Here is a 23,359-nt window from a genome sequence, read left to right on the forward strand (position 1 = left end):
AATTATGACCAAAACCAAAGCAATTATGATTGGCGCCGGCCTGGCAAACATGGCTGCTGCCGTGTACCTAATTCAGGAAGCCCACTGGCCGGGTCAAAACATCACCTTTTACTCCCTGGATGATCACGGCAGTAATGACGGTGCGGCAACCACCGATACCACCGATGAATACTGGAACCGTGAGCACCCCATGGCGAACACCAAGGGCTTCGTTGCCCGTGGTGGCCGCATGTTGAACTACCGCACCTACGTGGACCTGATGGACTTACTGCAACGGGTCCAGTCAGTCACCGAGCCCGGCATGACTGCCGCCGAGGACACCCACGACTTTGATAGCAAGCACCGGACCTTTGACAAGGCCCGCCTACTGCAAGGCGGCAAGGGCATCATCAATGGCGGTCACCTTGGCCTGAACAACCAGGACCGGCTGTTACTGAGTAAACTCGTGCTCATGCCCGACCGCGATGAGGAGCAACTCGACAACGTCTCCATCGCCGAGTACTTCAAGGACGACCCACACATGTTCCAAACCAACTTCTGGTACATGTGGGAGACCACCTTTGCCTTCCGCACCCAAAGTTCAGCCCAAGAACTACGCCGGTACATGCACCAAATGATCTATGAATTCACGCAGATTGAGCACCTGGTCGGCGTTAACCGGACCCGTTACAACCAGTACGAGAGTATTATGCTGCCACTGATCAAGTACCTGCAGGATCAGCACGTCCAGATTGTGCTCAACCGGCGCGTAACCGACTTCGACTTTGCACCTTCCACCATGCAGGACGAAATCACCGTCACCGGCATCCACATGATTGACGTCGATAACGGTGAGGAGCAACACGTTGACGTTGACGCAGACACCGCGGTGCTCTTCACTAACGGCTCCATTACCGATTCCGCCACCCAGGGTGACTTCAACACCCCAGCTGCCGAGAACATGGACTACGGTGCCGCCGCCAGCCTCTGGAAGAAGGTGGCGGAACGCTTCTACAACGTCGGTAACCCGGACAAGTTCTTCGCGGATCGCAACGCCAGCGAGTGGGTCAGCTTCACTTTGACCACCAAAAACCACCTGTTGCTCAACGAAATCAGCCGTATTACCACCCAGGTACCGGGCAACGCGTTGAACTCGTTCCTGTCCACTAGCCCGATCACCCCACTGGGGCAGGTCGACGTGAACATGTCGATCGTGGTACACCACCAGCCCCACTTCACCACCCAGAAGCCGAACGAAACCGTCCTGTGGGGGTACTTCCTCTACCCACGGCGTCACGGTGAGTTCGTCGACAAGCCGTATATTGAAATGACGGGTCAGGAAATGGCCGAAGAGTTGATCGGCCAACTGAGCAAAGTCGACCCGGGTCCCGGCAACATCCGCGATAAGCACGATGCCATCATGGACTCCATCATCAACAACATTCCGGTCTACATGCCGTACGCGTCCGCCTTGTTCAACAACCGGGCCAAGAGCGACCGGCCGCTGGTCATCCCGGCACACTCGACGAACCTCGCCTTCACCGGTGAGTTTGTCGAGCAACCATACCAGATGATCTTCACGGAGCAAAGCGCCGTTCGTTCTGGTGAGATTGCGGCGTACCACTTTGCCGGCATCCCGATGAGTCATCTCGTCAAGAATCCACGTTACGACAAGGACCCGAAGGTATTGCTACGGGCCACCAAGAAGATGTTCAGCTAGACTTTAGCAGTGTTGACCTGATTATGTTTCACGTGAAACCACCTTGGCGCGGGAACGGGGTGGCTTTGCCAGACACATTAATAGGGCCGCCATCACTAGATGGCGACCCTTTTCTATACTACTGGGTCTACTGCGTCACTTCGTTCTCCGCGACGCCCTTTTCCAGGAAGCCCATCAAGTTTGCCAGCGAAATTTCCACCATGTTGCGTACAGCGGTTTCCGTGTAGTACGCGATGTGGGGACTCAAAACGACGTTCGGCATCTGCATCATTTCGTCCCAAGCAGGATCGTTGAAGTTCCCGTGCTGTTCGAGGTTCAGCAGGTCTTGTTCCTCGTACTCAAAGGTGTCGATCCCGGCCCCGGCGACTTTGCCCGACCGTAAGTTGTCCAGCAGCGCCTGGGTATCGATCAGGTTACCCCGCGCCGTGTTCACAATAATCACGTGGTCCTTCATCTTGGTAAAGGCCGCCGCGTTGATCATGTGGGTGTTCGCCGGCAGACCCGGCACGTGTAGGTCGATAATGTCGGCCTCACGGATCAAGGTGTCCAGGTCAACGTAATCGATGTCACTGTTCTTGGCGGGGTACGGATCGTAGCCCAACACCTTGGCACCAAAGCCCTTGAAAATCTTCACGGCCGCACGGCCAATGCGGCCCGTGCCGATGACCCCGACCGTGCAATCAGCCACGTTGCGGCCAATATAGTGCATCGCGCCGTTGTAATCGTTGTTCCGCAGGTGCTCCTCGACCTGGCCTAAGTTCCGCACCAGGTGCATCGTCAACGTCACCGCAAACTCGGCGATGGCTTCCGGTGAGTACGCCGGCACGTTACTAATGCGGATCCCCGCGGCTTGGCGCCATCCATATCGATGTTGTCCAGGCCGACGTTCCGGATCGACAAAAACTTGATGCCAAGGTCCGCCATCTTCTGGAATAACGCGGCGCTATATGGCACCGTCTGCATACACGTGATCCCGTCATAACCAGCAGCTTGGTCCACGTTATCCTCGTTCAGGGTCGCGGTAATCTGCTTCAGCTCGTTCCCTGTCCGTTTAGACCACTCCGTTAAGTACTGCACCTCGTCGGGCCGGGTACCAAAAGAAACTATCTTCATGAAAATGTGTGCTCCTTTCACCTTGACGGCGCACTCGCGCCAAAATTCGCAACATTCAACCAAAGTAGTGGTGGCTAGGCACGCGAGCTCAGCCACCCTTTAGTTATATTTTACCGGATTGACCCTTCCCGGGATAGTAAGAAAGCCTTTAATTTACTGCCGCCACGATACTGACCCACGCCACCCGCCGCGGGCACGACGCGGTGACACGGCACAACCAACGGTAGCGGATTCGTTGCCACCGCGTGTGCCACGGCGCGCACCGCGGTTGGCTGTTCAATGGCACGGGCAATGTCCGTGTAGGTCCGCGTCTGGCCCCGGGGGATGGCCCTCAACGCGGCCCAGACGCGGTGCTGAAAGTCAGTCCCCCGCAGCTGATAATCACGGGCGGGTAACGGCACTGCCTTATTCAGCATCAGCGTCACCGCCCGCACCAATGTTGGCGGCACCCCATGGTCAGCAATTGCCACGTCCTTTGGCAATCTGAGTAATTTGTAGACATCGTCCGGCCGTTCACCCGGAAAACCTAAGTAGACCACCTGCTGGTTATCCGCCACCAGGATCCAGCGACCCCGTGGTCCGTTGATTACCGTACTTCTGAGCATTACCACACCTGCTTTCTCCTGCCCACCAACTAGAATCAATCTCGATGTACTCATTATAGTCCGCGACGGTATTAAAATTTGCTTAACGTGTAAACGCTGCCAAATCCACGTACACCCCGAATATGTTAAACTTAGGGTTCTAAATACAACGGAGGTTTTATGGATATGAAAATTTGCGTCTTAGCGGGCGGTCGCAGTACCGAACGCAACGTATCAATTTCTAGTGGTACGCGTATCACGCAGGCGCTGCGTGAAGCCGGCCACCAGGCCACCTTTGTCGACCTATTCTTGGGCTACGACCTTAGTGGCGTCGACGACGTGAACGACGTCTTTGCGGATGCCAACCTAATTGACGGTTTGGCCATCAGCGACGCCGTACTCACAGATGACGATATTAACGCACTCCGGACGGACGGGAGTACCGAGCTGTTTGGTCCGGGCGTCCTTGAAATTGCCAAGGCGGCGGACATCGTTTACCTCGCCCTGCATGGTGGCGACGGCGAGAACGGGAAGGTACAAGCTTACCTTGACTTAAACAACATCCGCTACACGGGTAGTGGTGCCCTGCGTCGGGGTTGACCATGAACAAGGTCTTTAGCAAGAAGATCATGCTGGAAAGCGGCATCCCGACGGCCAAGTTCAAGGAAGCGCTGCGCAAAGACGGCACGCACCAGCAGATGCCGTTCGACTTCCCGATGATCGTCAAGCCCACGAGCGGCGGTTCCAGCGTGGGGATGACCATTGCCCACAACGCTGCGGAGCTAGAAGCTGGTTTGGCGGAAGCTTCCGCTTTGACCCCAGCGCCATCGTGGAAGAATTCATTACCGGTCGCGAGTTCTCTCTGGGCGTGGTCAACGGTCAGGCGCTGCCAGCCATTGAGATCAAGGTGCATGACGCTGGTACGACTTTGAGCACAAGTTCCAGCCCGGCCACACCGACTTTATCACCCCACCGGAAGACTTGGACGACAGTATTCACCAGCAGATGAAGGACATCGCCCAGGACACGATGCGGGCTCTCGACCTGCAGAATTACGCCCGGGTGGACTTCTTCGTGACGCCGGACGACCAGCTGTACGTCATTGAGGCCAACAACTTGCCAGGGATGACGCCGTTGTCCCTGCTGCCACAGGAAGCCGAAGCTGCGGGAATCAAGTACCCCGAACTGGTCGACTCCATCGTGCGTGGCAAGATGGACTTGTACGACCAAGGTCTAGCCATCTAAATACGTCTAGTCACAAACAGCCCCGCGGCGTGCACCGCGAGGCTGTTTTGTTGGCTATTGGTTTAGTAGAAGGATTACATTGGGCGTCCGGCCTCATAATCGACCAGATCTCTTCATGCGGTAACTTTGGACAATGGACTAACCAACAAATCACCATGCATGAATTCCTGATTCGGAATCAGTCAAAGCGATCTGCCAATTGCTGCAAATTCTTATCGGTGATTTCGTTCAAGATAGTGCCGCCCTGGGCCTTAATAGCCGTGTAAATTGTGGCCGCCTTTTCGACAGTTTCAATCAGGCCAAAGGCTTCATCAATCGACTCACCAGCTGCGAAGATACCATGCTGTGGCCATAGTACTAGGCGGAACGAGTTCATCTTATCAGCAGTGGCGGAACCAATCTCGTTGGTACCTGGTGTCATGTATGGTAGAACACCGATGCCTTCAGGAAATACCACAATCGACTCAGCCTGCATCTTCCACAGAATGCGACTGAAACGTTTTTCTTCCAAAGGAACGGTGAAACTCATGGCAACTAGGTTTGTTGGATGGCAGTGCATTACCACATGCTGTTTGGAATCTTGCTTCAAGCGGTTGATGTGTGTCATCAGGTGAGCAGGGAACTCACTAGTTGGCTGGCCGCCATCAGAGAAGCCCCACATCAGGTCAACGCTGTGGCCATCTTTGCGAATCCGTACCAACCCAGTATCACGCTCAGGAAAATCGCGTACATTCTTGAAGTAACGGCCAGTACCAGTAACCAAGAAGTAGTCACCAGCCAATTCAGAAGCGTCAAACTTAATTGGAATGACCCGGTTTACTTCGTGAACATCGCCATAACCTCGCAATTCATCTTCGGTCAGGCGGTAGCTGACATTGCCACCATTACGTTCATCCCAGCCATGATCATACAGTAGCCAGGTAACCTTCTTCATTTGAGCAACATACGGAGAATCAACAAACGCCTGAGTATACTCCGGGTTCAAAAATTCTGTCTTTTCATCAGCCATGTCTATTTTCCTTCCTTCACCATCAAAGCTCATTAACTTATTTAATTAGTTACGCTTGAACAGAACATCCTTCTCGTACTGGTGAACATTATTCATCCAGTCCATCCCAACCGGGACACCGTTTTGTTCACAGTACTTATCCCAAACTGCACCGAATGGCATAGACTTCAGTTCTTCGGTTTCAGCCAGGCGAGTAGTAAAGTCAAAGTTCTGTTCTGCCTGCTTCAGTTGATCCGTTGGTTCGAGCAAAGCCATCAACAGGGCCTTCTGCGTTGCACGAGTGCCAACAACCCAGGCAGCAACACGGTTAATAGTGGCGTCAAAGTAATCAGTGCCCAAGTGGATCTTGTCTTCATAACCATCACGGATAATACTCCGCGTAATGCGAATGAGCGCATCGTCCATAATAACTACGTGGTCAGAATCCCAACGAACGGGACGAGAAACGTGCATGAACATACCCTTACCACCAAACGGGAAGAATGAAGAGAACTTATCTGACACGTCTTCAGTTGGGTGGAAGTGCCCAGCGTCAATGGTCCAGTACTTGCCACGCGTCAAAGCATAATTCTCATAGAATAGGTGTGAACCAGCAGTGTAGGATTCAATCCCAGTACCAAACAACTTGCCTTCAAAGGACTCAATCGTGTTCTTTTCATCGAACTCATCCTTTTCAATCTCGTCCAACGACTTCAGCAACCGCTCACGAGGGCCACGCTTGTCAATCGGGTTGTCCTTGAAACCATCGGGAATCCAGAAATCATTGATACACTGTGAACCCAGCTGTTCACCAATGTAGTTGGAAATAATCCGTGAACGCTTCCCATGTTCAATCCAAAATTCACGGATCTTCGGATCAGGCGATGCCAGCGTAAAGTTGTGAACAACCTTTGGGTGGGAGAAGAACGTACCGTTAAAGTCCAAACCGATGCCTTCCTGCTTAGCCCAATCAACCCAGTACTTGAAGTCCTCAGGTTCAAGTTCATTCAGGTCCTTCTTCTTACTGGTAACCGCATGGAATCCGTGAATCTGGACCCGTTGCTTACCAGGAATGAGGGTCAGGGCCTCGTGCAAGTCACCTGTCAACTCATCAGGGTTTTAGCAACACCAGGGTAGTTGCCAGAAACACCAATACCACCAGTTAGTTCATGTTCAGGGAACAGGAAGCCTTTAACATCGTCCCCTTGCCAGGCGTGAATAGAAATAGGAATTTTGGATAACCGCTGCATTGCCTTATCAGTGTCTACGCCCAGCTCGGCGTAACGCTGCTTAGCAACTTCATAAGCTCGATCAACTAATTCTGCTTTAACCATCATGTATACTTCCCTTCAAATTTTTAAATTGTTTAATCTAGATGAAATACTTCGTTCAGATCCACAGTCACAGGACTGTTATCCGGATTGGTTGACATCAATGGCTCCATGTAAGCCCACCATTTCTTGCAAATATCCGTGTTTGCAATCTCGTTGTACTTCTCAACGTCAGGTACTTCCAAGTACGCGAACAACTCACCATTGTCCTGATTAAGGAAGATTGAATAATTAGTAGCGCCGTGCTCTTTGAGTGCCGCCTTCATTTCCGGCCACAACTCACTATGACGTTTCTGATACTCATCAAATGCGTTAGTATGCAGAAACATAATTTGTGCAATTCGCTCCACTGCTATACCGCCTCCTTTGATTCGTGGTGAATACTACTCAGAAAATCGCAATACCGATCAAGCACACCCACATACTTATTCGCTTCTGGCTGGTAATGTTTCAAGCCAAAAGAATTTTCAATTAACTTGCGTCCAGCTACCACGTTATCAACCTCACCGCTAGTAATCATTTGCACAATGATGTTACCAATGGCAGTGGCTTCGCTTGGGCCCGCCACCACTTCAACGCCAGCCAATGTACTCGTGAGCTGATTCATTAATTCAACGTTAGATCCACCACCCACGATGTTAAGCGTATCAATTGGCTTGCTGAGGATACCGCTGAGCTTGTGAATCTCGTTTGCGTAGTACAACGAGAGATTATCGTAAATCACCCGCGTCAATTCTCCTGGCGTCGTCGGAACAAATTGATTAGTTTCTCGCGCGTAATTCTGAATGGTTTGAATCATGCTCTTAGGGTTTGTAAACCGTGTATCGTTGACATCTATAAACGTCTGAAACGGTGCTACCTGAGTAGCCTGAGCAGCTAGCTCCTTGAAGCTATAACGATCGTTCAGTTCGTGCCGAACACACTGCAAAATCCACAGACCCATGATGTTTTTCAGAAAACGATAAGTACCATAAGCACCCCATTCGTTGGTGTAATTTTCAGCGAAGGCATCCAGGCCATTCTCGGGAACATTAAGTTCCGCGCCTAGCAGTGACCAAGTGCCCGAACTGAGAAATGCCCAATTGTCGCCCTTACCTGGAGTGCCAACAACGGCACTAGCGGTATCATGTGTAGCAACCGTGATTACCTCAGTTTCGGGGATGTCATATTTAACGTGCCACTTATGACTGACACTGCCCAAGACGGTCCCAGCATCAACTAAGTGAGGAAATTGATCCTGACTAACGTTGACAGACTTAGCGAGGTCTTTATCGAACAATCCCTGCCGTAAATTCAGCATCTGCGTGGTTGAAGCGTTAGTCTCTTCAGTCACTGCGTTACCTGTTAGCACATAACCAATGTAATCAGGAATCATTAAAATCTTATCGGTCTTCGCCAAGTTGTCCTTATCTTCTGTGTACAATTGGTAAAGCGTGTTGAACGTTTGGAATTGAATGCCAGTTTTTTTCATAAATATATTGCTTAGACAGCTTACTGGTCAGTGCATTAATAGCACCTTCAGTGCGCTTATCGCGATAACTAATTGGATCATGGAGTTTCTGACCATCATTGCCAACTAGCACGTAATCAACTGCCCACGTATCAATGCCCAAGTCGACCTGACTGATACCCATGTGCTTGATTTTTTTCCAAACCGGTAAAAATTTCGTCGATAATGTGATCAATCTGCCAGTAATCGTGCCCGTTAATTTCCTTGAACCCATTCTTAAAACGGTGCACTTCCTTAAGCTCTAACTTACCGTCGACCTTTTTGGCCAACATCAGGCGCCCAGATGATGCGCCGACGTCAACTGCAACGTATGCCTTCATGTACTCACCCTCTTAGCTATTTTGTTGACCCAGTCCGAGGTAAACTGACGTGCCCACTGATGTTGACACCAGTACTCCCTTTAGAAGTAGAGTCAGTCATATCTTGGTCAGTTGCTTGACCGTCCACAAACTCGGGGCCATATTGTTCAAGCGTAATTTCTTCAAGACTCTTGTCCTTTGTCTGCGGCGTCCAGATAGTACCAATAACCAGAGATACGATCAGTAGGACAATCATGCAAATGCCGGCAACTGTGAATCCCAACGAACTCAATACTGTAGGAAAAATGATTGACCAAACACCAGCGGAAGCCCGTACGACGAAGAACATGACACCTTGAGAACCAGCCCGGAACTGTGTTGGAAACAGTTCGGTAGCCCACAGTGCATACCATGCTTGAGCACCAATACCAGCGCTAATACCCCAAAGAATAACGAATGCCCACAAACTCCAGGATTGCTGCATGCCGACAAACGTTAAGACAACCCACGAAGCTGCAGCCATTGCTGCGCCAACAAAGAAGAAAATACGGTGGTTAACTTTGTCACCAAACTTAGCAAAACCAAAGTAAGTTGCTAATGCCGTAAGAATCCACAGAACTGCTTGGAGAATGTCCGCTTGTGATGTGGAAATACCACCAGCCGTTTCATATACGTATGGCATAAAGAATCCCATGGCGCCAGCAACTAAGTTCCAAAACATGTATACGCCGATGAGGAAGAACAACCACTTAACGGAAGTGTGGTTCGAAAACAGCGTACGGTATGGGTGCTGCTTATGCCCACTTGCCTGTTCGTGCTGCTTCTCAGCTTCCCAAGCCTTGGATTCGCCCAGGCCTTTTTGAAGATTCCAAGCGATGAAGCAACGATAGTTAAGAAACCAAATAGAATCCGGTTGCCGAAAAGACCTAGCGGTGAAAGTAATACAGCGAGTGTGTAAATAACCGCTGGTCCTAACGACCAGGCAAACTGAGAAACACCAATATTTTTGGCCCGGGCATCATCATCTGAAGTTTCGGAAATATATGTCCAACTAGCAGGAACACCAGCGCCCACCGCCAAACCTGTGATCAGGAAACCAATCAGTAACATTGGGAAGTTGGCGGCAAACATAACGAGAATAGTACCCACCATGTAGACCAACATGTCATAAGTATAAATAACCTTACGGCCAAACTTGTCAGACAACGTACCGCCAATTAGGGCACCAATAGCTGCACCAAATGCATTGGCCGACAACGCACCTAAAAGTCCAACTGCAAAACTACTAAGGCCAAAATGACTGGTCCAGAGTGTCAACCCAGCAGATCCCGCAACGATACTGCCCGAGTCCAGAAAGTTGGTAATTGACACCCTGACTGTAGATTTAAAAGACCCTTCTGCGGCCATATTATTTACCTCCTCTGCTAATTTTTTTTATTGTTATTGCTTGCTTACAGTTGCTATTTAAGCGCTTCCAGACTACACTAACAATGTCAGATTTCTACATGATATAGGACAAATTCACAGGGGGGATAATTATGGATCCCACTATTTTGAAGCGTTTACAAGAACTCACACCTGTCGAAAAAGAGCAGCTAAAGAATCAGTCGTTAAATGACGACATTCCTCCAGCTGCTCTAGACTTAGCGGGTATGCACCGCTTAAACCGGCCCGTTTTTAATGATTACTTTTTCAATAATCGCAATGTTTTCGTTAGTAAGCATAATCGTTTCGCCCCCTACCCTTTGCATAGTCACCATTCTTGGAGATCAATTACGTCATCTCCGGTGAAATTCACGAAGTAGTTAATGGGGACCCAATTACGCTAAAAAAAAAACGACCTGCTATTGCTGGACGTCGGTAGTTCTCATTCAATTGCATCCCCCGGAGCTAATGACATTATGCTCAACATTCTTTTCCGAGACAAAAATATTTCAATTAATCTACTCAACCAAATTCAGAGTCGGCAAAGTGAATTGTATAACTTCCTCATTAACCGCGTATTTAAGCAGCAACAGTCTGGTTCCTACTTACTCTTCCCCAAGGAACCAGATAACGACGATGTTAAGTTGACCGTTGAACGACTAATTGAAGAATACTATCTGCACCGGCCCTTTGCGGACACTATCATCCAAGCTTACCTAACTATTCTCATTGCCAAGCTCGTCAGAAACTATCGCATAACAGCAGACCACGCCACCTCATCACAAAAAATCATCATCAAAATCCTCCAGGAAATTCATAATAATTACCAACACGCAAGCTTAGCGTCCATTGCCAAGAAATACGCCTACAACGCAAACTACTTGGGTAACCAATTTCGCAAGGAAACGGGAAAAACCTTCAGCCAGGCGCTAACATCAGAGCGACTGATTCATGCCAAGCAATTGGTCAGTTCAACCCAGCTACCAATCATTGAGATAATGCATTCTGTTGGTATCACTAATTCCAGCTTTTTTTTACCGTAAGTATAAGGCGCAATACGGTTGCCATCCGCGCGATGATCGCGCACAAAACAACAACACCATCACCTCCATGATTAATGATGGTCTCAGTTAAAAATATTCTTGGACGAACAAGTATCCTGCCAGCACAAAGGCCAGACCAATAATAACCCGTCTCATAATGAGAGCGGGAATGTGTCTTACCAACATTGGCCCAACGTACCCACCGATAAATAAGCCAATCCCCAGCGGTAGCACCATTGACCAGTAAATATTTGCGGTGAAGATGTACACAATAAACGCGACAAAATTTGCTATTAACGACGCAAAATTCTTAATGGCATTGTTAACCGGAAAGTCCAAGTCATTAGTTGCCATAATGGCTAGCATAATCACTCCGGCTGAAGCGCCAAAATAACCGGTATACAATCCCACCAGCAACATTGCTACGTTCGCACCACCACGTGATAACAGTGATTGCTGGTCTAATTGCGATCGCTTACCCATTTGGCCACGGCCTGAAAAGACCATTAGCAGTGCAGCGAATAGGATGAGGAACGGCACAATACGTTTGAACGATGATGCCGGGGCAACCACCAATATCAAACTACCAATGATGCCACCAATAAGGGCAAGTACAGTCGCTTTAATAGTGACTTTTTTTATGTTGCCCTAATTCCTTGGTAGATGAAGCAGTCGATCCAATACCTGTAAAAACTAAAGCTGCCGTATTCGTGACATTCGCACTAACTGGCGGCACACCTAGGCTTAAAAGAGCGGGGTATGAAACAATTGACGCCAATCCGGCCATTGAGCTACTAAGCCCTGCCGCAATTCCAGCAGCTAACAAATATAAATTAATTAAAAACAAGTGCATTTTATTCAACTCCACGACAGCGGTTTCAATAAGTTCTAGTATACACCACGCATTATCATTGATAACTTGATTGGTATTGATTAGTCTACTTAACACGGACCAGCGCCCCCTTTAGAGGCGCATTTGTCCGTGAGTAGCCGTGCGCTTTTCATTATTTAATTAATGCTAGTGCCCCTTAACCATTTCCGCACGGCTTGACTGTTTGCATAAACTTATCCCTTCGGTTCCGCCAGCTGCAACGCTGCCAACCGTGCGGATCCCCAGCTAAACATGGCCTCCACGATGGGCATGAGACTGGCCCCAATCAGCGTAAGGCTGTAATACACAGCTTTGCGGTTATTGATCCGCTCTTCACGCCGGGTAATGACCCCGTCTGCGCGTAATTCCTGCAGTTGTTGGGTCAACACCTTGTGCGTCGCCCCATCCAGTAGGCGCTGCAGTTGGCTAAACCGCAACGTACCATCGTGAAACAGGTGGTAAATGATGACAATTTTATACTTGCCCGAAAACAGCGACAACGTGTACTCCTTCGCACAGTCGTAATCACGCTGCTGCAACTTGGCTTGAGCGTAGGCTCTTAATGGGTCTGACATGGGTTCCTCCTGGCGGTATACGTTATCGTAGTAAGCCAACAGGATACCGCACTACGATCCCCGACACAACTTTGGCACGCACAAAAAGGTGCCTTATTGCGCTCCGCAACAATTACTCCGATAATAGAACTACAAACAAAGGAGGTTCCACAATGAAAAAAAGTAGCAGTCGTTGTCACCGATATGGTGGAAGACGTTGAGTTCACCGACCCCGTGCAGGCACTGAAGGATGCCGGTCACGACGTCACCGTCATCGGGTACGAGAAGAACACCATCACCGGTAAGCACGGCCTCAAAGTGGCAATTGACACCACCATTGGTGACGTCAAGCCGTCAGACTTTGACGCCCTCTTCATTCCCGGTGGTTTCTCCCCTGACCAGTTGCGTGAAGATCAGCGCTTCGTTGACTTTACCCGTGACTTTCTCCTGAAGGGCAAAGTCATTTCCGCCATCTGCCATGGCCCACAGCTCATGATCCCGACCGGCTTGGTTCACGGCCGCACCATGACCGCCTTCAAGACCGTCCAGGTTGACCTGTACTACGCCGGTGCCCGCACTCGCGACCAGGAAGTCGTGGTTGATGACAACCTGATCACCAGCCGTGAGCCAAAGGACCTGCCAGCATTCGACAAAGCATTATTGGCAGCGCTGGCTAAGTAATTCGGTAGCACCACCATTGTTAATCAGCGTCAAGGAATCGCGGTCCCTGTGGGTGCCGCGATTTCTTTTGCTTACAGCAGGTTTATTGTGGCAATAACCCGTGTATAATAGGCGACAATCAAGTAAATTCGGAGGCTTCTCATCATGCCAGACATCACCCTCATCCCCGCCACCCCGCGCGTGGCCCAGGACGTCTTTCAGGTCGTTGACGCCAACCGCGACTACATCGGGCAATGGCTCCCATGGGCGTACAGCACGCTCACCGTTGATGATGAGATCCAGTTTCTGCGCATGATGACGGACAAGGAGGCTTTGGGATCGACGTACATGCGCGCCATTCAGTTCAACGGCCAAATCGTCGGCTCCATTGACCTGCACAACGTTAACCGCGAACACCGGCACGCCGAGATTGGGTATTTCCTCAGCGCCGCAGCTTCAGGCAAAGGGATCATGCACACCGCCCTCGCGCAGATGGAGGATCTCGGGTTTGACCAGTTAGGCATGAACAAAATCGACATCCTGGCGGCCACGGACAATCTGCCGAGCCGCCACGTCGCGGAACGCGCCCACTACCACCTCGACGGAATTTTGCGCGAGGACATCAACGTCAACGGCATTCTGCATGACGCTGCCGTCTATTCCAAGCTGTACCGGGAATGGGTCGCCGCACGGCCCACCGATGTTAGCTAACCTGACAAAAAAAGATTGTTACCACGTCACTGGTCACCTACAATCAAATTAACTATGAACGCGAGGTGACCCGTCATGCGGATTGAGTTTAAGTACGCGCAGCACCAAGATTTACCCCAGATTACGGATATTTATAACCAGGCGATTCCGGGCCGGCAGGCGACAGCGGACCTCGAACCGGTGACCGTGGCCAGCAAAGAAGCCTGGTTTGCCGCGTTTACCCCGGACAAGTACCCCATCTGGCTGATCATGGTGGACGGTAATATTGCTGGCTGGGTCAGCCTAGAAGCTTTTTACGGCCGGCCGGCTTATAGCCATACTGCTGAAATCAGTATCTACTTGGACCAACATTATCAGCACCAACAGCTCGGCCAGGCAGCCCTCGACTTTGTCTTCAGCCAACTGCCCCACCTCGCCCTTGACACCATCGTGGCCTTCGTATTCCACCACAACGGTCCCAGCCAGCACCTCTTTACGCGCAACGGCTTTGACCGGTGGGGCCACCTCCCGCGCGTCGCCTTGATGGACGGGCAGCGTCGTGACCTCGATATTTTGGGACGCCACTTTGGTAAAAACATGTAGGCACAAAACTCCCGCACAGCAGCAACGGTGCGGGAGTTTTTAGTGTAACCCCTGACGGTTAATGACCAGTCAACTGGTCAACAGTCCGTAAGATGGTATCAGTTATCGTGTATTGTGGTTGCCAACCCAATCGCTTAGCCGCGGCGATGCTGGTGTTGCGGTTAGTCCGCAAAAACAGCAACCCTTCCCGCGCCTGGGCTGAAAATGGCGCAGCAAGCCGAATCACCCAGTTGGGTAGCAATCGCCGTGGCACCTTGGCTGCCACTGCCGGCCGTTGTGTCCGAATTAACGCAGCTATTTCCGGCAAGGTGATTTGTCCATCCGCACTGGCGATGAACCGGTGACCGGCTGCCGCCGGTTTCGTCATTGCCAACAGGTGTAGCGCGGCCACATCACTCACGTCCACCACGTTGAGGGGGATTTGCGGAATGGCTTTGCTACGCCCAGACAGGAGGTTTTGTACCAGCCCCAGGCTCCCCGAAACATGGTCGTTCAGCGACCGGCCCAGCATGGCACTAGCATTCACCGTAACGAGTTCAGGCTGACCGGGATGGTCGTGCGCAAACTGCCACGCGGCCCGTTCGGCTAGGAGCTTAGACCGTTCATAAACCGACAGCCCCGGTTCATCAGGGTCAGTCCAGTTAGCCTCGGTGGTCACACTGTGCCGGTCGTGGTTGGAATAGCCCACCGCGCCCCAATTACCGGTCATGACTACGCGCTGGACCCCAGCGTGGCGTGCGGCGGTCAGGATACGTAGCACGCCATCAGTGGCCGTCCGCGCCACGGTGTCCGCCACCATTTCGCCGTTAACAAAAACCGGGGCCGCGGTGGCAAAGACACCATCGACGCCGACCATCGCGTCCGCCCAACCGGCGTCGGCAGTCAGGTCGGCTACCACAAAGCTGAGTCGCTCGCGGTGCGGTACGTCGTGGGTCGCCAGTGCCGCAGTGACCCCCGCCGCTTTGTCCATACTCCGCAAACTCGTCTTCACCGTGTAACCGCCCGCTAACAATTGCGCAATGAGGTGCAGGCCCAAGAAGCCGTTACCCCCAGTTACTAATACCGTTTTGATCATTATTTTTCCCCACTTGTATTTAGGTGACCGTTCCACTATGCTGTTAACCATACACGTTAGAGTAAACTCTAAGGCAACACTTTTTTTACAGGGAGGCAATATGCGCTATTCAATCAAAGACGTCGCGGCCCAGATCGGTCTATCCGCGTACACCCTGCGTTACTACGATAAAGCTGGCTTGCTGCCATTCGTGGCGCGTGATGCGGCGGGTTACCGCTCATTTACGGATGGTGACCTCCAGCTACTACACACAATTATCTGCTTGAAAAATACCGGGATGACCATCGCTGACATTCGGCGATATGTTGACGCCGTGATGGCCGGTCCCAAAAGCATCCCCGTACGCAAGGCGTTACTCACTCAGCACCGCGCGCGGGTGGTGGCCCGGCAACATCAGCTAGCGACCAACCTGCGGGAGGTCGACTACAAGCTATCACTGTACGCCGCACCAGATGCACCCGCCAAAGTCGAACAGGAACTGGCGGCTGCCCACGCTGATAAGGCGGCAAACGGTTTGCCGGACCCCTTTCCCATCCGCTAAGTGGATGTATACCACAACAAAGGCCAGCGGTGATCAACCACAACTTAGGTTGATCACCGCCGGCCTTTGTTCACTTCATTACTTACATACGTTTAATCACTAAGCTTAATGGCGTCAACAAACCAGCGCCGGAAGCCCTCAACGTCAACATCCACTGCTACGTAGGCGTTGGCTTCGCGGTGCAGATACCCTTCAAGGTCGATCAACGAAGCCCCTGCCGTCAACGGATCGCCGGTCGCAATCGCTACGTGTGTGTGCGCCTGCGTAAACAGATCTGGTTGCAGCAACATTCCCACGGCTAGCGGATCGTAAATCTGCAGGCCCTGTTCAAAGCTGCCACCCCGAAACGCACGGAACAGGTGGTAGAACATGTCCCCGACCGGTCCGAGCGTCCGGATGTGTTCCGACATGGCGGGCAGGATCGTTGCGGCGTTACCAACATCAAGTGGCGCTATGTGTAACTCCAACCCGCTATTGAACACCATCTTGGCAGCTTCGGGGTCAACGGCAAAGTTGAACTCGGACAGCACGCCAATGTTACCGCGACTCAAGCTACCACCCATAATCATGATGCGGGCAATGCGGTCTTTGTCTTCAGGATGTTGTTGCAACAACACGGCAACATCAGTCAGAGGCCCAATAGCAACGATGGTGATGGGGTCACTGCTGGCCGCAATGATGGCGTGCATGGCCTCCACACCAGTCGTGCTGGTATCGGCTTTCACCGTTGGGGCGGGGAAATCGTACCCATCCATGCCACTGGCACCGTGAATATTTTTGGCGTTCATTAGTGGGCGGAGCAAAGGTGCCGCGCTCCCCGGTACCACCCGGACGTCCTCGTGGTGCAGGAACGTGAGTAGCTTGCGCACGTTGTCCGTGGCCAGGTGCACGTCGACGTTGCCACTAAGCGGTACGATCAGCTGCACATCAAGGGTCGGGTCAGCGAGCGCGATAGCGATGGCGACCGCGTCATCGATTCCAGGATCAGTACTGAAGATAACTGGTGTCATGTTTGTTCCTCCGTGTCTTTTGCGAATACCGTTACTTTAGCACATTCCGCGGGGAATATCAGACGTGGCTTACGCCGGTGGGTGTGGGCGCTGGGACTGCGGCTTACGGATCCTACGCCGTAGCTTGCCCCTCTTTTGTGTTGGAGACTGCCAAAGTAAACAAAAAAAATGGCCCCCTAGCAAAGGGCCAATAAATAAAAATACGTGCTATAAATTATGCTCACAAATAACCGCGATACTAGAGCTAAACATCCTACAACAGCTACATATCAGCACAATCATTAATTCGCCACTATCTGAACCACACCAGGAACATAGATATCATTTTGTCATCGTTAAAATACGACTGTGTACTCGCTTTGCATCCCAGCGATTATCTCCCGAACCGTTATTACTGTTTGAATAATGCGGAATGTACAGCACCTTCCGCTGTGCAAACTTATTTAAATTATTGAAGGTAGTCTGGCCAAGCGCAACCAAAACAGCATCTTGGGCAACGCCCAGCGCATCCAGGTGATGCTCCAATGCCTGCACATCATTGGCATCAATCCTCACCTTGGTACTATCACTCTGGATTTGTTGAGAAAGGTCAGTCATGAGACTTCCCCATAGCTTAGTACCATATACGGCCGCTGCCAAACGATAATCAGCACTATTCTTAGAACCATGAAAATTGAGAAAGGGTTCTTGAGGGTGTTCTGCGATGGCGTTCCCTGGATTCATCCCCACCAAGACGTACTTTAATTGCTGAATATATTCAGAAAGATTATGAGGTAATTGATCCTTTGGAAAAAAACTTTGGGCGGTAGGCTTGTCCAAAAAGTTTCTCTCGTTCGGCATCCGTGCACTGCTCAATATCTTCCTGCGGCTTATTCCAAAAAGCAAAACTATCCAAAAAAAGTAAACGGTAAGTTATCCATTAATGACCCCTCCAAATACTCACTCCTGTTTACCAAGACGATGCCACGCTATTATCAAGTAACCACTATGGAAACTTGCGCCCTCATTATGACACTATTGTTTTAAGTCGAGCATAATTTTTTTGCACAAACGAGTTGTAACAAGTTATGGTGCAAACCACGTAAGCCGCAGTCACCCCGCCAACCCCGGATTCGCTATATTGCCCTCACAAACACAAAACAACCGTCCACCATTTAGTAGACGGTTGTTGTTTTAGCTGCCACCCATCAAGAAGTCAAGGACATTCATCCCCGCCGAGCTTTGTGCCTGATACAGCTCGGTGTACCCGCACCGGTTACAGGACACCGTCGTAAACTTCTTGTTCTGAACATCAAATAACTTGGCAAAGTTGCCACCCGTGGCCTGGAACTGGCCACTGTTATAGGTCTGGTTACCACACTTGGGACATACGTACTGCTTGGTTTGTGCTTCATCCGCCATCATTGTCACCCCCACTGTTATTGGCACCCTTAGTATAACAGCGGTGCCACTGCCTGTCTGCTAATACTGGTCGCCGTTAAAGATGGAATTTTTAACGATGACGTAGTCGACCGTCCGCAGCCCCATTAGGTCACGACCACCGGCGTAGGATACCGCCGACTGCAAGTCTTCCTGCATCTCCGTGAGCGTATTCGCAATCGGGCCCTTGGCGGGAATCAAAATCTTCTTTCCTTCAACGTTGTGGTGGCTACCCTTCTGGTAGGTCGAAGCCGAACCGTAGTACTCCTTGAACTTCTGGCCGTCGCGCTCAACGGCGCGTCCCGGGGTCTCATCATGACCCGCAAAGAGCGAACCAATCATGCACATCGTCGCACCAAAGCGAATCGACTTGGCGATGTCGCCGTGCGTCCGGATACCGCCGTCAGCAATCACCGGCTTGCTGGCCGCCTTGGCGCACCAACGCAGGGCCGCTAGTTGCCACCCGCCGGTACCAAAGCCGGTCTTGATCTTCGTGATGCAAACTTTGCCGGGTCCGATCCCGACTTTGGTGGCGTCCGCCCCGGCGTTCTCCAGGTCACGGACCGCCTGGGGCGTGCCAACATTACCCGCGATCACAAAGCTGCCCGGTAACTTGTCCTTGATATACCCGATCATATCCATGACCACCTGGGCGTGACCATGCGCGATGTCGATAGTAATGTATTCCGGTACCGCCTGCGCCGCGGCTAACGCGTCGATAAGCGCAAACTCCGCGTGCTTGACGCCCACCGAAATGGAGGCGTACAACCCATCGCGGTGCATCTGCTGGACAAAGGCGAGGCGGGTCTCCGGGTTGAACCGGTGCATGATGTAAAAATAGTCATGAGCGGCTAACCACCGCGCCAACGATTCATCAATAATCGTTTCCATGTTAGCGGGCACGACCGGTATCCTGAACCGACGTGGGCCAAACTGGACGGATGTATCAATCTCCTTACGGCTCTTAACCACACACTTATTGGGAATTAACTGGATATCTTCGTAATCAAACACGTCGGTGGGCTGCATTGCGGTTACCTCCATAAACACGAACATTAATCATGAATAATACTAATATCATTCACACTAAGTACAGAATATAGGCTAATTGTACCAACTTGTCAACCATTTATCCGGCCATTTCTTAACGTTGCGAATATCTCCGTTATACTGGGAGCGCCAATCGCAAAGCATTAGTTAAATCACAGTGCTAACCGCTAAGTAACCGCTCCCTCAGGCCTAAAATAGAATTATTAATCACATTAGGAGCAAGTGTCATGCGCAAAATCATCAATGAATCACGGTCGGTGTGGATGCCTCTCGCCGCTATTGTCATCATGAGTTTCATTATGATCCTGCCCCAACTAATCACCGGCAGCACTATCGTCGGTAGCGATGGCCTTTTTCACTTCAACCGTATTTACGACACCGCTAAACAGCTGAGCACCGGCCACTGGAGCTACTGGCAAAGCAACTTTGGGTTCCAGCAAAGCGGGCGCGTCGTTAACGCGGTTTATGGCCCCTACTTTGCCTACCTGATGGGCGCCTCCTGGTTGTACTGCGTAGTTGGTACCACTTCCAGCTCGTCACCACCTTTGCCATTTACCTCGTTGGTGGCTTCGGGATGTACTATCTCGCCCGGGTGGCTGGGGCGAAGCGGTGGCCCGCGTTAACCGCCGCCTCATCCTGATGAACATCGGTTGGCTGCCGCGCTGGGGGTACAACCAAAACATGACGGGCATTGGCGCTGCACTCCTGCCGTACGCGTTGGCCTGCGGGGTATACATGGTACGCCACCGTGAACGACCCATCCGGCCAGTCCGCTTGGCATTTATCATGGCGATCCTGTTGCAGACCCACATCCTCAGTACGCTCTTTGCTGTGCTGGCGCTCGTGCCCTTCTGGCTGGTCGCTTGGTCCGTACACCACGTCGTCTCCGCATGCTGGGGCAGACCACCATCGCCGTAGGTATTGCTACCATCCTCACCGCCAACGTCTGGGGTGCGCTGCTACTGCTGTTCAGCACCAACCATATTGCTTACCCCCACGCATTTTCGCTCGCGCAAAACGTCCTGCAGCTCACGGTTGGCCCCGGGAAGCGTAATGCCATTACCCTGGTCACCGCAATGATTATGGGTGCGCAGGTAGTATTGCTTGTTGCTCGGGGTCGGCGCAATAGCCGGATAAATTGGGGTGTCACCGTAATGGGCGGCGGCACCCTGTGGTTGGCCTCCCGTTTCTGTCCGTGGGTTACTATTGGCCGGTTGGTACCAAAGTTGTCCCAGCTACTGCAATTCCCCGTCCGGCTCACCAGCGTCGCCTTTCCGCTCATGCTTTGCGGCCTAGCCTCAGCATGAGCACCATTCACTGGCATGCCCACGGGGGACCAACGCTCTTGGTGACCGCACTCGCCAGCGTGGCTGTACTGGGAGTAGCCGTACCCAATGTTTACCGTATGGCATACCGCAGCGTGCAGGTACAGCACCACCGCGTCCTGCGCAACTTTGGCGCTCTACTACTAGTGAACAGTTCGCCGCACACCCTCAGGTCTGCCCTGAACAGCAGTCATCCTGGAGCCATTTTGGTGACGGCTGAAAAGCACAGTAGCGACTACCTACCCGTGAACGGACGGCAGGGGCCGGGGACCGTTAGCCCCGGTGCAGTGTTCACCCAGGAAGTGCTCTTCAAACACCCTTACTTCACCTATACGGCTTTGTCCGGTGGCCGCTTACGCATACGGTGGAACGAAACCATGGCAGGTTGGCAGACCATACCAGTGGTGACCTACCACCAAACTACGGTGACGGTTAATGGCCGCCGGCTCAACCGCAACCAGTACTACCGTTCACGGATCAACGCTCCCATCGTCCAGTCACTCGCAGGCCGCAACACGATGGTGATTCGGTTCCAGACGCCACCGTGGACCACTGTATTGCTGTGGCTGGCGCCGGTGGGCTGGTTGAGCTTGGCCGCGGTAGTTGTGTGGCGGCGCCGCAACAATTGGCGAACCAGTTCTGGTTGGATTCAACGTAACGTTGCCCACGCAAAGTAGCAAAATTGCCCCAACGGTCTAGACAGCACCAAGCGGCCATGATAAGCTATTAGCGTGGTGCCAAACCATGGGTGGGATAGCAATGATCGGCGCGCAAGCGTTCAGAAGGTCAGCGCCCCCACCGTTACATATTCGGCGTTCATTGGTAACGCCACTTGACGGAGTACCCACTCCGCACACATAATCAGAGGCGTGACGTCAGTCACGCCTCTGTTTTTTTTGCGCAGCGAGTAGCCCTTTAGGGCGTACTCGCTGCCACTCGGAGGCTTCGCAAAGCCAAGCCGAGAGACTGCAACCCGATACTGACCGGTTGCCAGAACGAGAAAAATGATAGATCATCACTACCACCCTTTAGGGCGTACTCGCTGCCACTCGGAGGCTTCGCAAAGCTAAGCCGAGAGACTACAGTCCGATACTAATCGGCTGCCAGCACAAGAAAAGTGGTAGATCATCACTACCACCCCTTTAGGACGTACTCGCTGACACGCGGAGCTTCGCAAAGCTAAGCCGAGAGACTGTAGCCCGATACTAACCGGTTACCAGAACGAGAAAAATGGTAGATCATCACTACCACCCTTTAGGGCGTACTCGGTACTATTTACATAGAATCTTTGCCCCAAACAACCAGACAGGAGGCCACGGAATGATCAAGCAAACCACGTTCTACCACGGACGCAACGAATGGATCCACGTCACCGACGCCAACAAGGCCGAGTTAGCCCGCTTGCGCGCGGATTACGCCCTGGACGATGAAGTGCTCGGGTACGCGCTGGACCGGCATGAGCGGGCCCACGTGGAATATGACGCCGTGACTAACACCTTCCTGATGGTTTACAACGTGCCCAACCAGCACGAGGTGCACGGCCACTTCGACGCCGTACCCCTGACCTTCATCATCCGCGGCCAGCGCATCTTTACCATTGGCGGCGCGAAGGCTGACTACGTGTGTGATCTGCTGGCGGACCAGCTCGCGGCTAATGATGATATCTCGGTTTTCCAGTTTCTCTTTGAGGGGCTCTTTATTCTGACCGAAGCGTTCTTCCCGCTGATCGAAAAAGTCGATGAGCGGCGTCAGGACGTCGCCGACCGTCTTCGCCGCAAAGCCAGCAAGAATAACCTGTTGGTCTTGTCTGACCTCGAAACCGGCGTGGTCTACCTGGTGACAGCCGCGAAGCAAAACGCCATGGTGCTCCAACAATTTAAGCTCCAACCACTGTTCCGCGGGCTCAACGCCCATGAGCGGGAGCGGCTCAACGACGTCATTATCGAAGCGCAACAGTTTAGCGAAATGACGCAAACCACTTCGCAAATAATGGACCAGCTCAACATGACCTACACCAACGTGCTAAATAATGAGCTGAACGACACCATGAAACTGATGACCGTGTGGTCGCTGATTCTGACCGTACCGACCATCGTCACCGGCTTTTACGGCATGAACGTCGGGCTACCGCTGGCCAAAACCACGGGTGCCTGGTTGCTCACCATTGGCATTACCGTCCTGCTCAGCGTGCTCATGGCGGTATTGCTCAACCGTCGTATTAAGTAAGTAGCCAAAGGGGCATTAAGTCTGCAGCCTACATCACTGCTGCCACCTGCACCGGCCGTCCCACCAGCGCCAAGGTGGAGTAACGACGCTTCTTGCGG

General features: G+C 51.9%; 22 protein-coding genes and 7 pseudogenes. 15 read left to right on the plus strand and 14 right to left on the minus strand.

The genetic code is table 11. The features are described from left to right. The first annotated feature begins 4 nt into the window (after positions 1 to 4). Positions 5 to 1,699: an oleate hydratase gene (locus JCM13996_RS05500; protein WP_054750306.1), complete on the plus strand. Its 1,695-nt coding sequence runs from the start codon at positions 5 to 7 to the stop codon at positions 1,697 to 1,699. 127 nt (positions 1,700 to 1,826) lie between these two features. Here the strand turns inward: JCM13996_RS05500 and JCM13996_RS05505 are convergent. Together JCM13996_RS05505 and JCM13996_RS11215 are read right to left on the minus strand one after the other, a co-directional pair. After that, positions 1,827 to 2,812, minus strand: a pseudogene (locus JCM13996_RS05505) (D-2-hydroxyacid dehydrogenase). 110 nt (positions 2,813 to 2,922) lie between these two features. Then, a complete protein-coding gene (locus JCM13996_RS11215; RefSeq protein WP_054750307.1) occupies positions 2,923 to 3,417 on the minus strand; it encodes a methylated-DNA--[protein]-cysteine S-methyltransferase in 495 nt (164 codons plus the stop codon). 165 nt (positions 3,418 to 3,582) lie between these two features. On the opposite strand from JCM13996_RS11215, the gene JCM13996_RS11700 reads away from it, so the two are divergent. The 3 genes from JCM13996_RS11700 to JCM13996_RS11710 are packed head-to-tail and all read left to right on the plus strand — an operon-like array spanning position 3,583 to position 4,641. Next, complete coding sequence (locus tag JCM13996_RS11700; RefSeq protein WP_225353492.1) at positions 3,583 to 3,996, plus strand: hypothetical protein; 414 nt, start codon at positions 3,583 to 3,585, stop codon at positions 3,994 to 3,996. Between the two features lie 2 nt (positions 3,997 to 3,998). Then, positions 3,999 to 4,328, plus strand: coding sequence for an ATP-binding protein (locus JCM13996_RS11705; RefSeq protein WP_225353493.1), 330 nt, complete (start codon positions 3,999 to 4,001; stop codon positions 4,326 to 4,328). 31 nt (positions 4,329 to 4,359) lie between these two features. Beyond that, positions 4,360 to 4,641 (plus strand): D-alanine--D-alanine ligase family protein, encoded by a 282-nt coding sequence (locus JCM13996_RS11710; RefSeq protein ID WP_225353508.1) that lies wholly within the window; start codon positions 4,360 to 4,362, stop codon positions 4,639 to 4,641. Positions 4,642 to 4,754: 113 nt separating this feature from the next. Here JCM13996_RS11710 and rhaD read toward each other — a convergent pair. The 5 genes and pseudogenes from rhaD to JCM13996_RS12905 form a co-directional block, all read right to left on the minus strand. Next, positions 4,755 to 5,650, minus strand: a pseudogene (gene rhaD, locus JCM13996_RS05520) (rhamnulose-1-phosphate aldolase). A 45-nt stretch (positions 5,651 to 5,695) separates the two neighbouring features. Then, positions 5,696 to 6,963, minus strand: a pseudogene (locus JCM13996_RS05525) (L-rhamnose isomerase). A 32-nt stretch (positions 6,964 to 6,995) separates the two neighbouring features. Continuing rightward, entirely contained in the window at positions 6,996 to 7,310 is a 315-nt protein-coding gene (gene rhaM / locus JCM13996_RS05530) for an L-rhamnose mutarotase (RefSeq protein WP_054750309.1), read from the minus strand. A 2-nt stretch (positions 7,311 to 7,312) separates the two neighbouring features. Further along, a pseudogene (rhaB, locus tag JCM13996_RS05535) lies at positions 7,313 to 8,790 on the minus strand (rhamnulokinase). Positions 8,791 to 8,806: 16 nt separating this feature from the next. Continuing rightward, a pseudogene (locus JCM13996_RS12905) lies at positions 8,807 to 10,176 on the minus strand (MFS transporter). 131 nt (positions 10,177 to 10,307) lie between these two features. Between JCM13996_RS12905 and JCM13996_RS11725 the strand changes: the two are divergent. Then, the gene (locus JCM13996_RS11725; RefSeq protein WP_225353495.1) at positions 10,308 to 10,574 is read left to right on the plus strand and encodes a cupin domain-containing protein; all 267 of its coding nucleotides are present in this window, start codon (positions 10,308 to 10,310) and stop codon (positions 10,572 to 10,574) included. Positions 10,575 to 10,670: 96 nt separating this feature from the next. Next, entirely contained in the window at positions 10,671 to 11,237 is a 567-nt protein-coding gene (locus JCM13996_RS11730) for a helix-turn-helix domain-containing protein (protein ID WP_225353496.1), read from the plus strand. Positions 11,238 to 11,324: 87 nt separating this feature from the next. Here JCM13996_RS11730 and JCM13996_RS05550 read toward each other — a convergent pair. Together JCM13996_RS05550 and JCM13996_RS05555 are read right to left on the minus strand one after the other, a co-directional pair. Further along, positions 11,325 to 12,090, minus strand: a pseudogene (locus JCM13996_RS05550) (sulfite exporter TauE/SafE family protein). A 212-nt stretch (positions 12,091 to 12,302) separates the two neighbouring features. Next, positions 12,303 to 12,683: a winged helix-turn-helix transcriptional regulator gene (locus tag JCM13996_RS05555; protein WP_054750311.1), complete on the minus strand. Its 381-nt coding sequence runs from the start codon at positions 12,681 to 12,683 to the stop codon at positions 12,303 to 12,305. 156 nt (positions 12,684 to 12,839) lie between these two features. On the opposite strand from JCM13996_RS05555, the pseudogene JCM13996_RS05560 reads away from it, so the two are divergent. From JCM13996_RS05560 to JCM13996_RS05570, 3 genes and pseudogenes are all read left to right on the plus strand, one after another. Beyond that, positions 12,840 to 13,343, plus strand: a pseudogene (locus tag JCM13996_RS05560) (type 1 glutamine amidotransferase domain-containing protein); the annotation flags it as partial. A gap of 144 nt (positions 13,344 to 13,487) precedes the next feature. After that, positions 13,488 to 14,033: a GNAT family N-acetyltransferase gene (locus JCM13996_RS05565; RefSeq protein WP_054750314.1), complete on the plus strand. Its 546-nt coding sequence runs from the start codon at positions 13,488 to 13,490 to the stop codon at positions 14,031 to 14,033. A 75-nt stretch (positions 14,034 to 14,108) separates the two neighbouring features. Beyond that, positions 14,109 to 14,615: a GNAT family N-acetyltransferase gene (locus JCM13996_RS05570; RefSeq protein WP_054750315.1), complete on the plus strand. Its 507-nt coding sequence runs from the start codon at positions 14,109 to 14,111 to the stop codon at positions 14,613 to 14,615. 58 nt (positions 14,616 to 14,673) lie between these two features. On the opposite strand, the gene JCM13996_RS05575 is transcribed toward JCM13996_RS05570, so the two are convergent. Continuing rightward, the gene (locus tag JCM13996_RS05575; protein ID WP_054750316.1) at positions 14,674 to 15,690 is read right to left on the minus strand and encodes an NAD-dependent epimerase/dehydratase family protein; all 1,017 of its coding nucleotides are present in this window, start codon (positions 15,688 to 15,690) and stop codon (positions 14,674 to 14,676) included. Positions 15,691 to 15,790: 100 nt separating this feature from the next. Between JCM13996_RS05575 and JCM13996_RS05580 the strand changes: the two genes are divergently transcribed. Beyond that, a complete protein-coding gene (locus tag JCM13996_RS05580) occupies positions 15,791 to 16,231 on the plus strand; it encodes a MerR family transcriptional regulator (RefSeq protein ID WP_054750317.1) in 441 nt (146 codons plus the stop codon). A 92-nt stretch (positions 16,232 to 16,323) separates the two neighbouring features. Here JCM13996_RS05580 and JCM13996_RS05585 read toward each other — a convergent pair whose 3' ends face one another. The 4 genes from JCM13996_RS05585 to JCM13996_RS05600 all read right to left on the minus strand — a co-directional run bounded on the left by JCM13996_RS05585 (position 16,324) and on the right by JCM13996_RS05600 (position 19,689). After that, on the minus strand, positions 16,324 to 17,241 hold the full coding sequence (locus tag JCM13996_RS05585; RefSeq protein WP_054750318.1) for a nucleoside hydrolase: 918 nt from the start codon (positions 17,239 to 17,241) through the stop codon (positions 16,324 to 16,326). 321 nt (positions 17,242 to 17,562) lie between these two features. Continuing rightward, the gene (locus JCM13996_RS11255) at positions 17,563 to 18,060 is read right to left on the minus strand and encodes a hypothetical protein (RefSeq protein WP_175577026.1); all 498 of its coding nucleotides are present in this window, start codon (positions 18,058 to 18,060) and stop codon (positions 17,563 to 17,565) included. Between the two features lie 354 nt (positions 18,061 to 18,414). After that, a complete protein-coding gene (locus tag JCM13996_RS05595; protein WP_054750319.1) occupies positions 18,415 to 18,642 on the minus strand; it encodes a zinc ribbon domain-containing protein in 228 nt (75 codons plus the stop codon). A gap of 60 nt (positions 18,643 to 18,702) precedes the next feature. After that, positions 18,703 to 19,689 carry a GMP reductase gene (locus JCM13996_RS05600; RefSeq protein WP_054750320.1) on the minus strand — a complete coding sequence of 329 codons (987 nt, stop codon included), beginning with the start codon at positions 19,687 to 19,689 and terminating at the stop codon, positions 18,703 to 18,705. A gap of 248 nt (positions 19,690 to 19,937) precedes the next feature. On the opposite strand from JCM13996_RS05600, the gene JCM13996_RS05605 reads away from it, so the two are divergent. From JCM13996_RS05605 to JCM13996_RS05625, 5 genes are all read left to right on the plus strand, one after another. Further along, positions 19,938 to 20,333, plus strand: coding sequence for a hypothetical protein (locus tag JCM13996_RS05605; RefSeq protein ID WP_054750323.1), 396 nt, complete (start codon positions 19,938 to 19,940; stop codon positions 20,331 to 20,333). Continuing rightward, the gene (locus JCM13996_RS05610) at positions 20,320 to 20,628 is read left to right on the plus strand and encodes a hypothetical protein (RefSeq protein WP_054750324.1); all 309 of its coding nucleotides are present in this window, start codon (positions 20,320 to 20,322) and stop codon (positions 20,626 to 20,628) included. Before JCM13996_RS05605 ends, JCM13996_RS05610 begins: the two co-directional genes overlap by 14 nt. After that, positions 20,601 to 21,017, plus strand: coding sequence for a hypothetical protein (locus JCM13996_RS05615; RefSeq protein ID WP_054750326.1), 417 nt, complete (start codon positions 20,601 to 20,603; stop codon positions 21,015 to 21,017). Before JCM13996_RS05610 ends, JCM13996_RS05615 begins: the two co-directional genes overlap by 28 nt. 38 nt (positions 21,018 to 21,055) lie before the next feature. Then, on the plus strand, positions 21,056 to 21,712 hold the full coding sequence (locus JCM13996_RS05620) for a hypothetical protein (RefSeq protein WP_156321881.1): 657 nt from the start codon (positions 21,056 to 21,058) through the stop codon (positions 21,710 to 21,712). Positions 21,713 to 22,355: 643 nt separating this feature from the next. Next, on the plus strand, positions 22,356 to 23,261 hold the full coding sequence (locus tag JCM13996_RS05625) for a magnesium transporter CorA family protein (protein ID WP_054750330.1): 906 nt from the start codon (positions 22,356 to 22,358) through the stop codon (positions 23,259 to 23,261). The last annotated feature ends 98 nt before the right edge of the window (positions 23,262 to 23,359 follow it).

The organism is Lacticaseibacillus thailandensis DSM 22698 = JCM 13996 (assembly GCF_001312865.1).
Lineage (GTDB): Bacteria > Bacillota > Bacilli > Lactobacillales > Lactobacillaceae > Lacticaseibacillus > Lacticaseibacillus thailandensis.

What these genes read in the sequence shown, in the direction of transcription:
- JCM13996_RS05565 (WP_054750314.1), top strand. Translation starts at nt 13,488, where the DNA reads ATGCCAGACATCACCCTCATCCCCGCCACCCCGCGCGTGGCCCAGGAC.
- JCM13996_RS05605 (WP_054750323.1), top strand. Translation starts at nt 19,938, where the DNA reads ATGCGCAAAATCATCAATGAATCACGGTCGGTGTGGATGCCTCTCGCC.
- JCM13996_RS05555 (WP_054750311.1), bottom strand. Translation starts at nt 12,683, where the DNA reads ATGTCAGACCCATTAAGAGCCTACGCTCAAGCCAAGTTGCAGCAGCGT.
- JCM13996_RS05625 (WP_054750330.1), top strand. Translation starts at nt 22,356, where the DNA reads ATGATCAAGCAAACCACGTTCTACCACGGACGCAACGAATGGATCCAC.
- JCM13996_RS05615 (WP_054750326.1), top strand. Translation starts at nt 20,601, where the DNA reads ATGCTGGGGCAGACCACCATCGCCGTAGGTATTGCTACCATCCTCACC.
- JCM13996_RS11705 (WP_225353493.1), top strand. Translation starts at nt 3,999, where the DNA reads ATGAACAAGGTCTTTAGCAAGAAGATCATGCTGGAAAGCGGCATCCCG.
- JCM13996_RS05500 (WP_054750306.1), top strand. Translation starts at nt 5, where the DNA reads ATGACCAAAACCAAAGCAATTATGATTGGCGCCGGCCTGGCAAACATG.
- JCM13996_RS11730 (WP_225353496.1), top strand. Translation starts at nt 10,671, where the DNA reads ATGCTCAACATTCTTTTCCGAGACAAAAATATTTCAATTAATCTACTC.
- JCM13996_RS05580 (WP_054750317.1), top strand. Translation starts at nt 15,791, where the DNA reads ATGCGCTATTCAATCAAAGACGTCGCGGCCCAGATCGGTCTATCCGCG.
- JCM13996_RS05585 (WP_054750318.1), bottom strand. Translation starts at nt 17,241, where the DNA reads ATGACACCAGTTATCTTCAGTACTGATCCTGGAATCGATGACGCGGTC.
- JCM13996_RS11700 (WP_225353492.1), top strand. Translation starts at nt 3,583, where the DNA reads ATGAAAATTTGCGTCTTAGCGGGCGGTCGCAGTACCGAACGCAACGTA.
- JCM13996_RS05570 (WP_054750315.1), top strand. Translation starts at nt 14,109, where the DNA reads ATGCGGATTGAGTTTAAGTACGCGCAGCACCAAGATTTACCCCAGATT.
- JCM13996_RS11725 (WP_225353495.1), top strand. Translation starts at nt 10,308, where the DNA reads ATGGATCCCACTATTTTGAAGCGTTTACAAGAACTCACACCTGTCGAA.
- JCM13996_RS05595 (WP_054750319.1), bottom strand. Translation starts at nt 18,642, where the DNA reads ATGGCGGATGAAGCACAAACCAAGCAGTACGTATGTCCCAAGTGTGGT.
- JCM13996_RS11215 (WP_054750307.1), bottom strand. Translation starts at nt 3,417, where the DNA reads ATGCTCAGAAGTACGGTAATCAACGGACCACGGGGTCGCTGGATCCTG.
- JCM13996_RS05575 (WP_054750316.1), bottom strand. Translation starts at nt 15,690, where the DNA reads ATGATCAAAACGGTATTAGTAACTGGGGGTAACGGCTTCTTGGGCCTG.
- JCM13996_RS05600 (WP_054750320.1), bottom strand. Translation starts at nt 19,689, where the DNA reads ATGCAGCCCACCGACGTGTTTGATTACGAAGATATCCAGTTAATTCCC.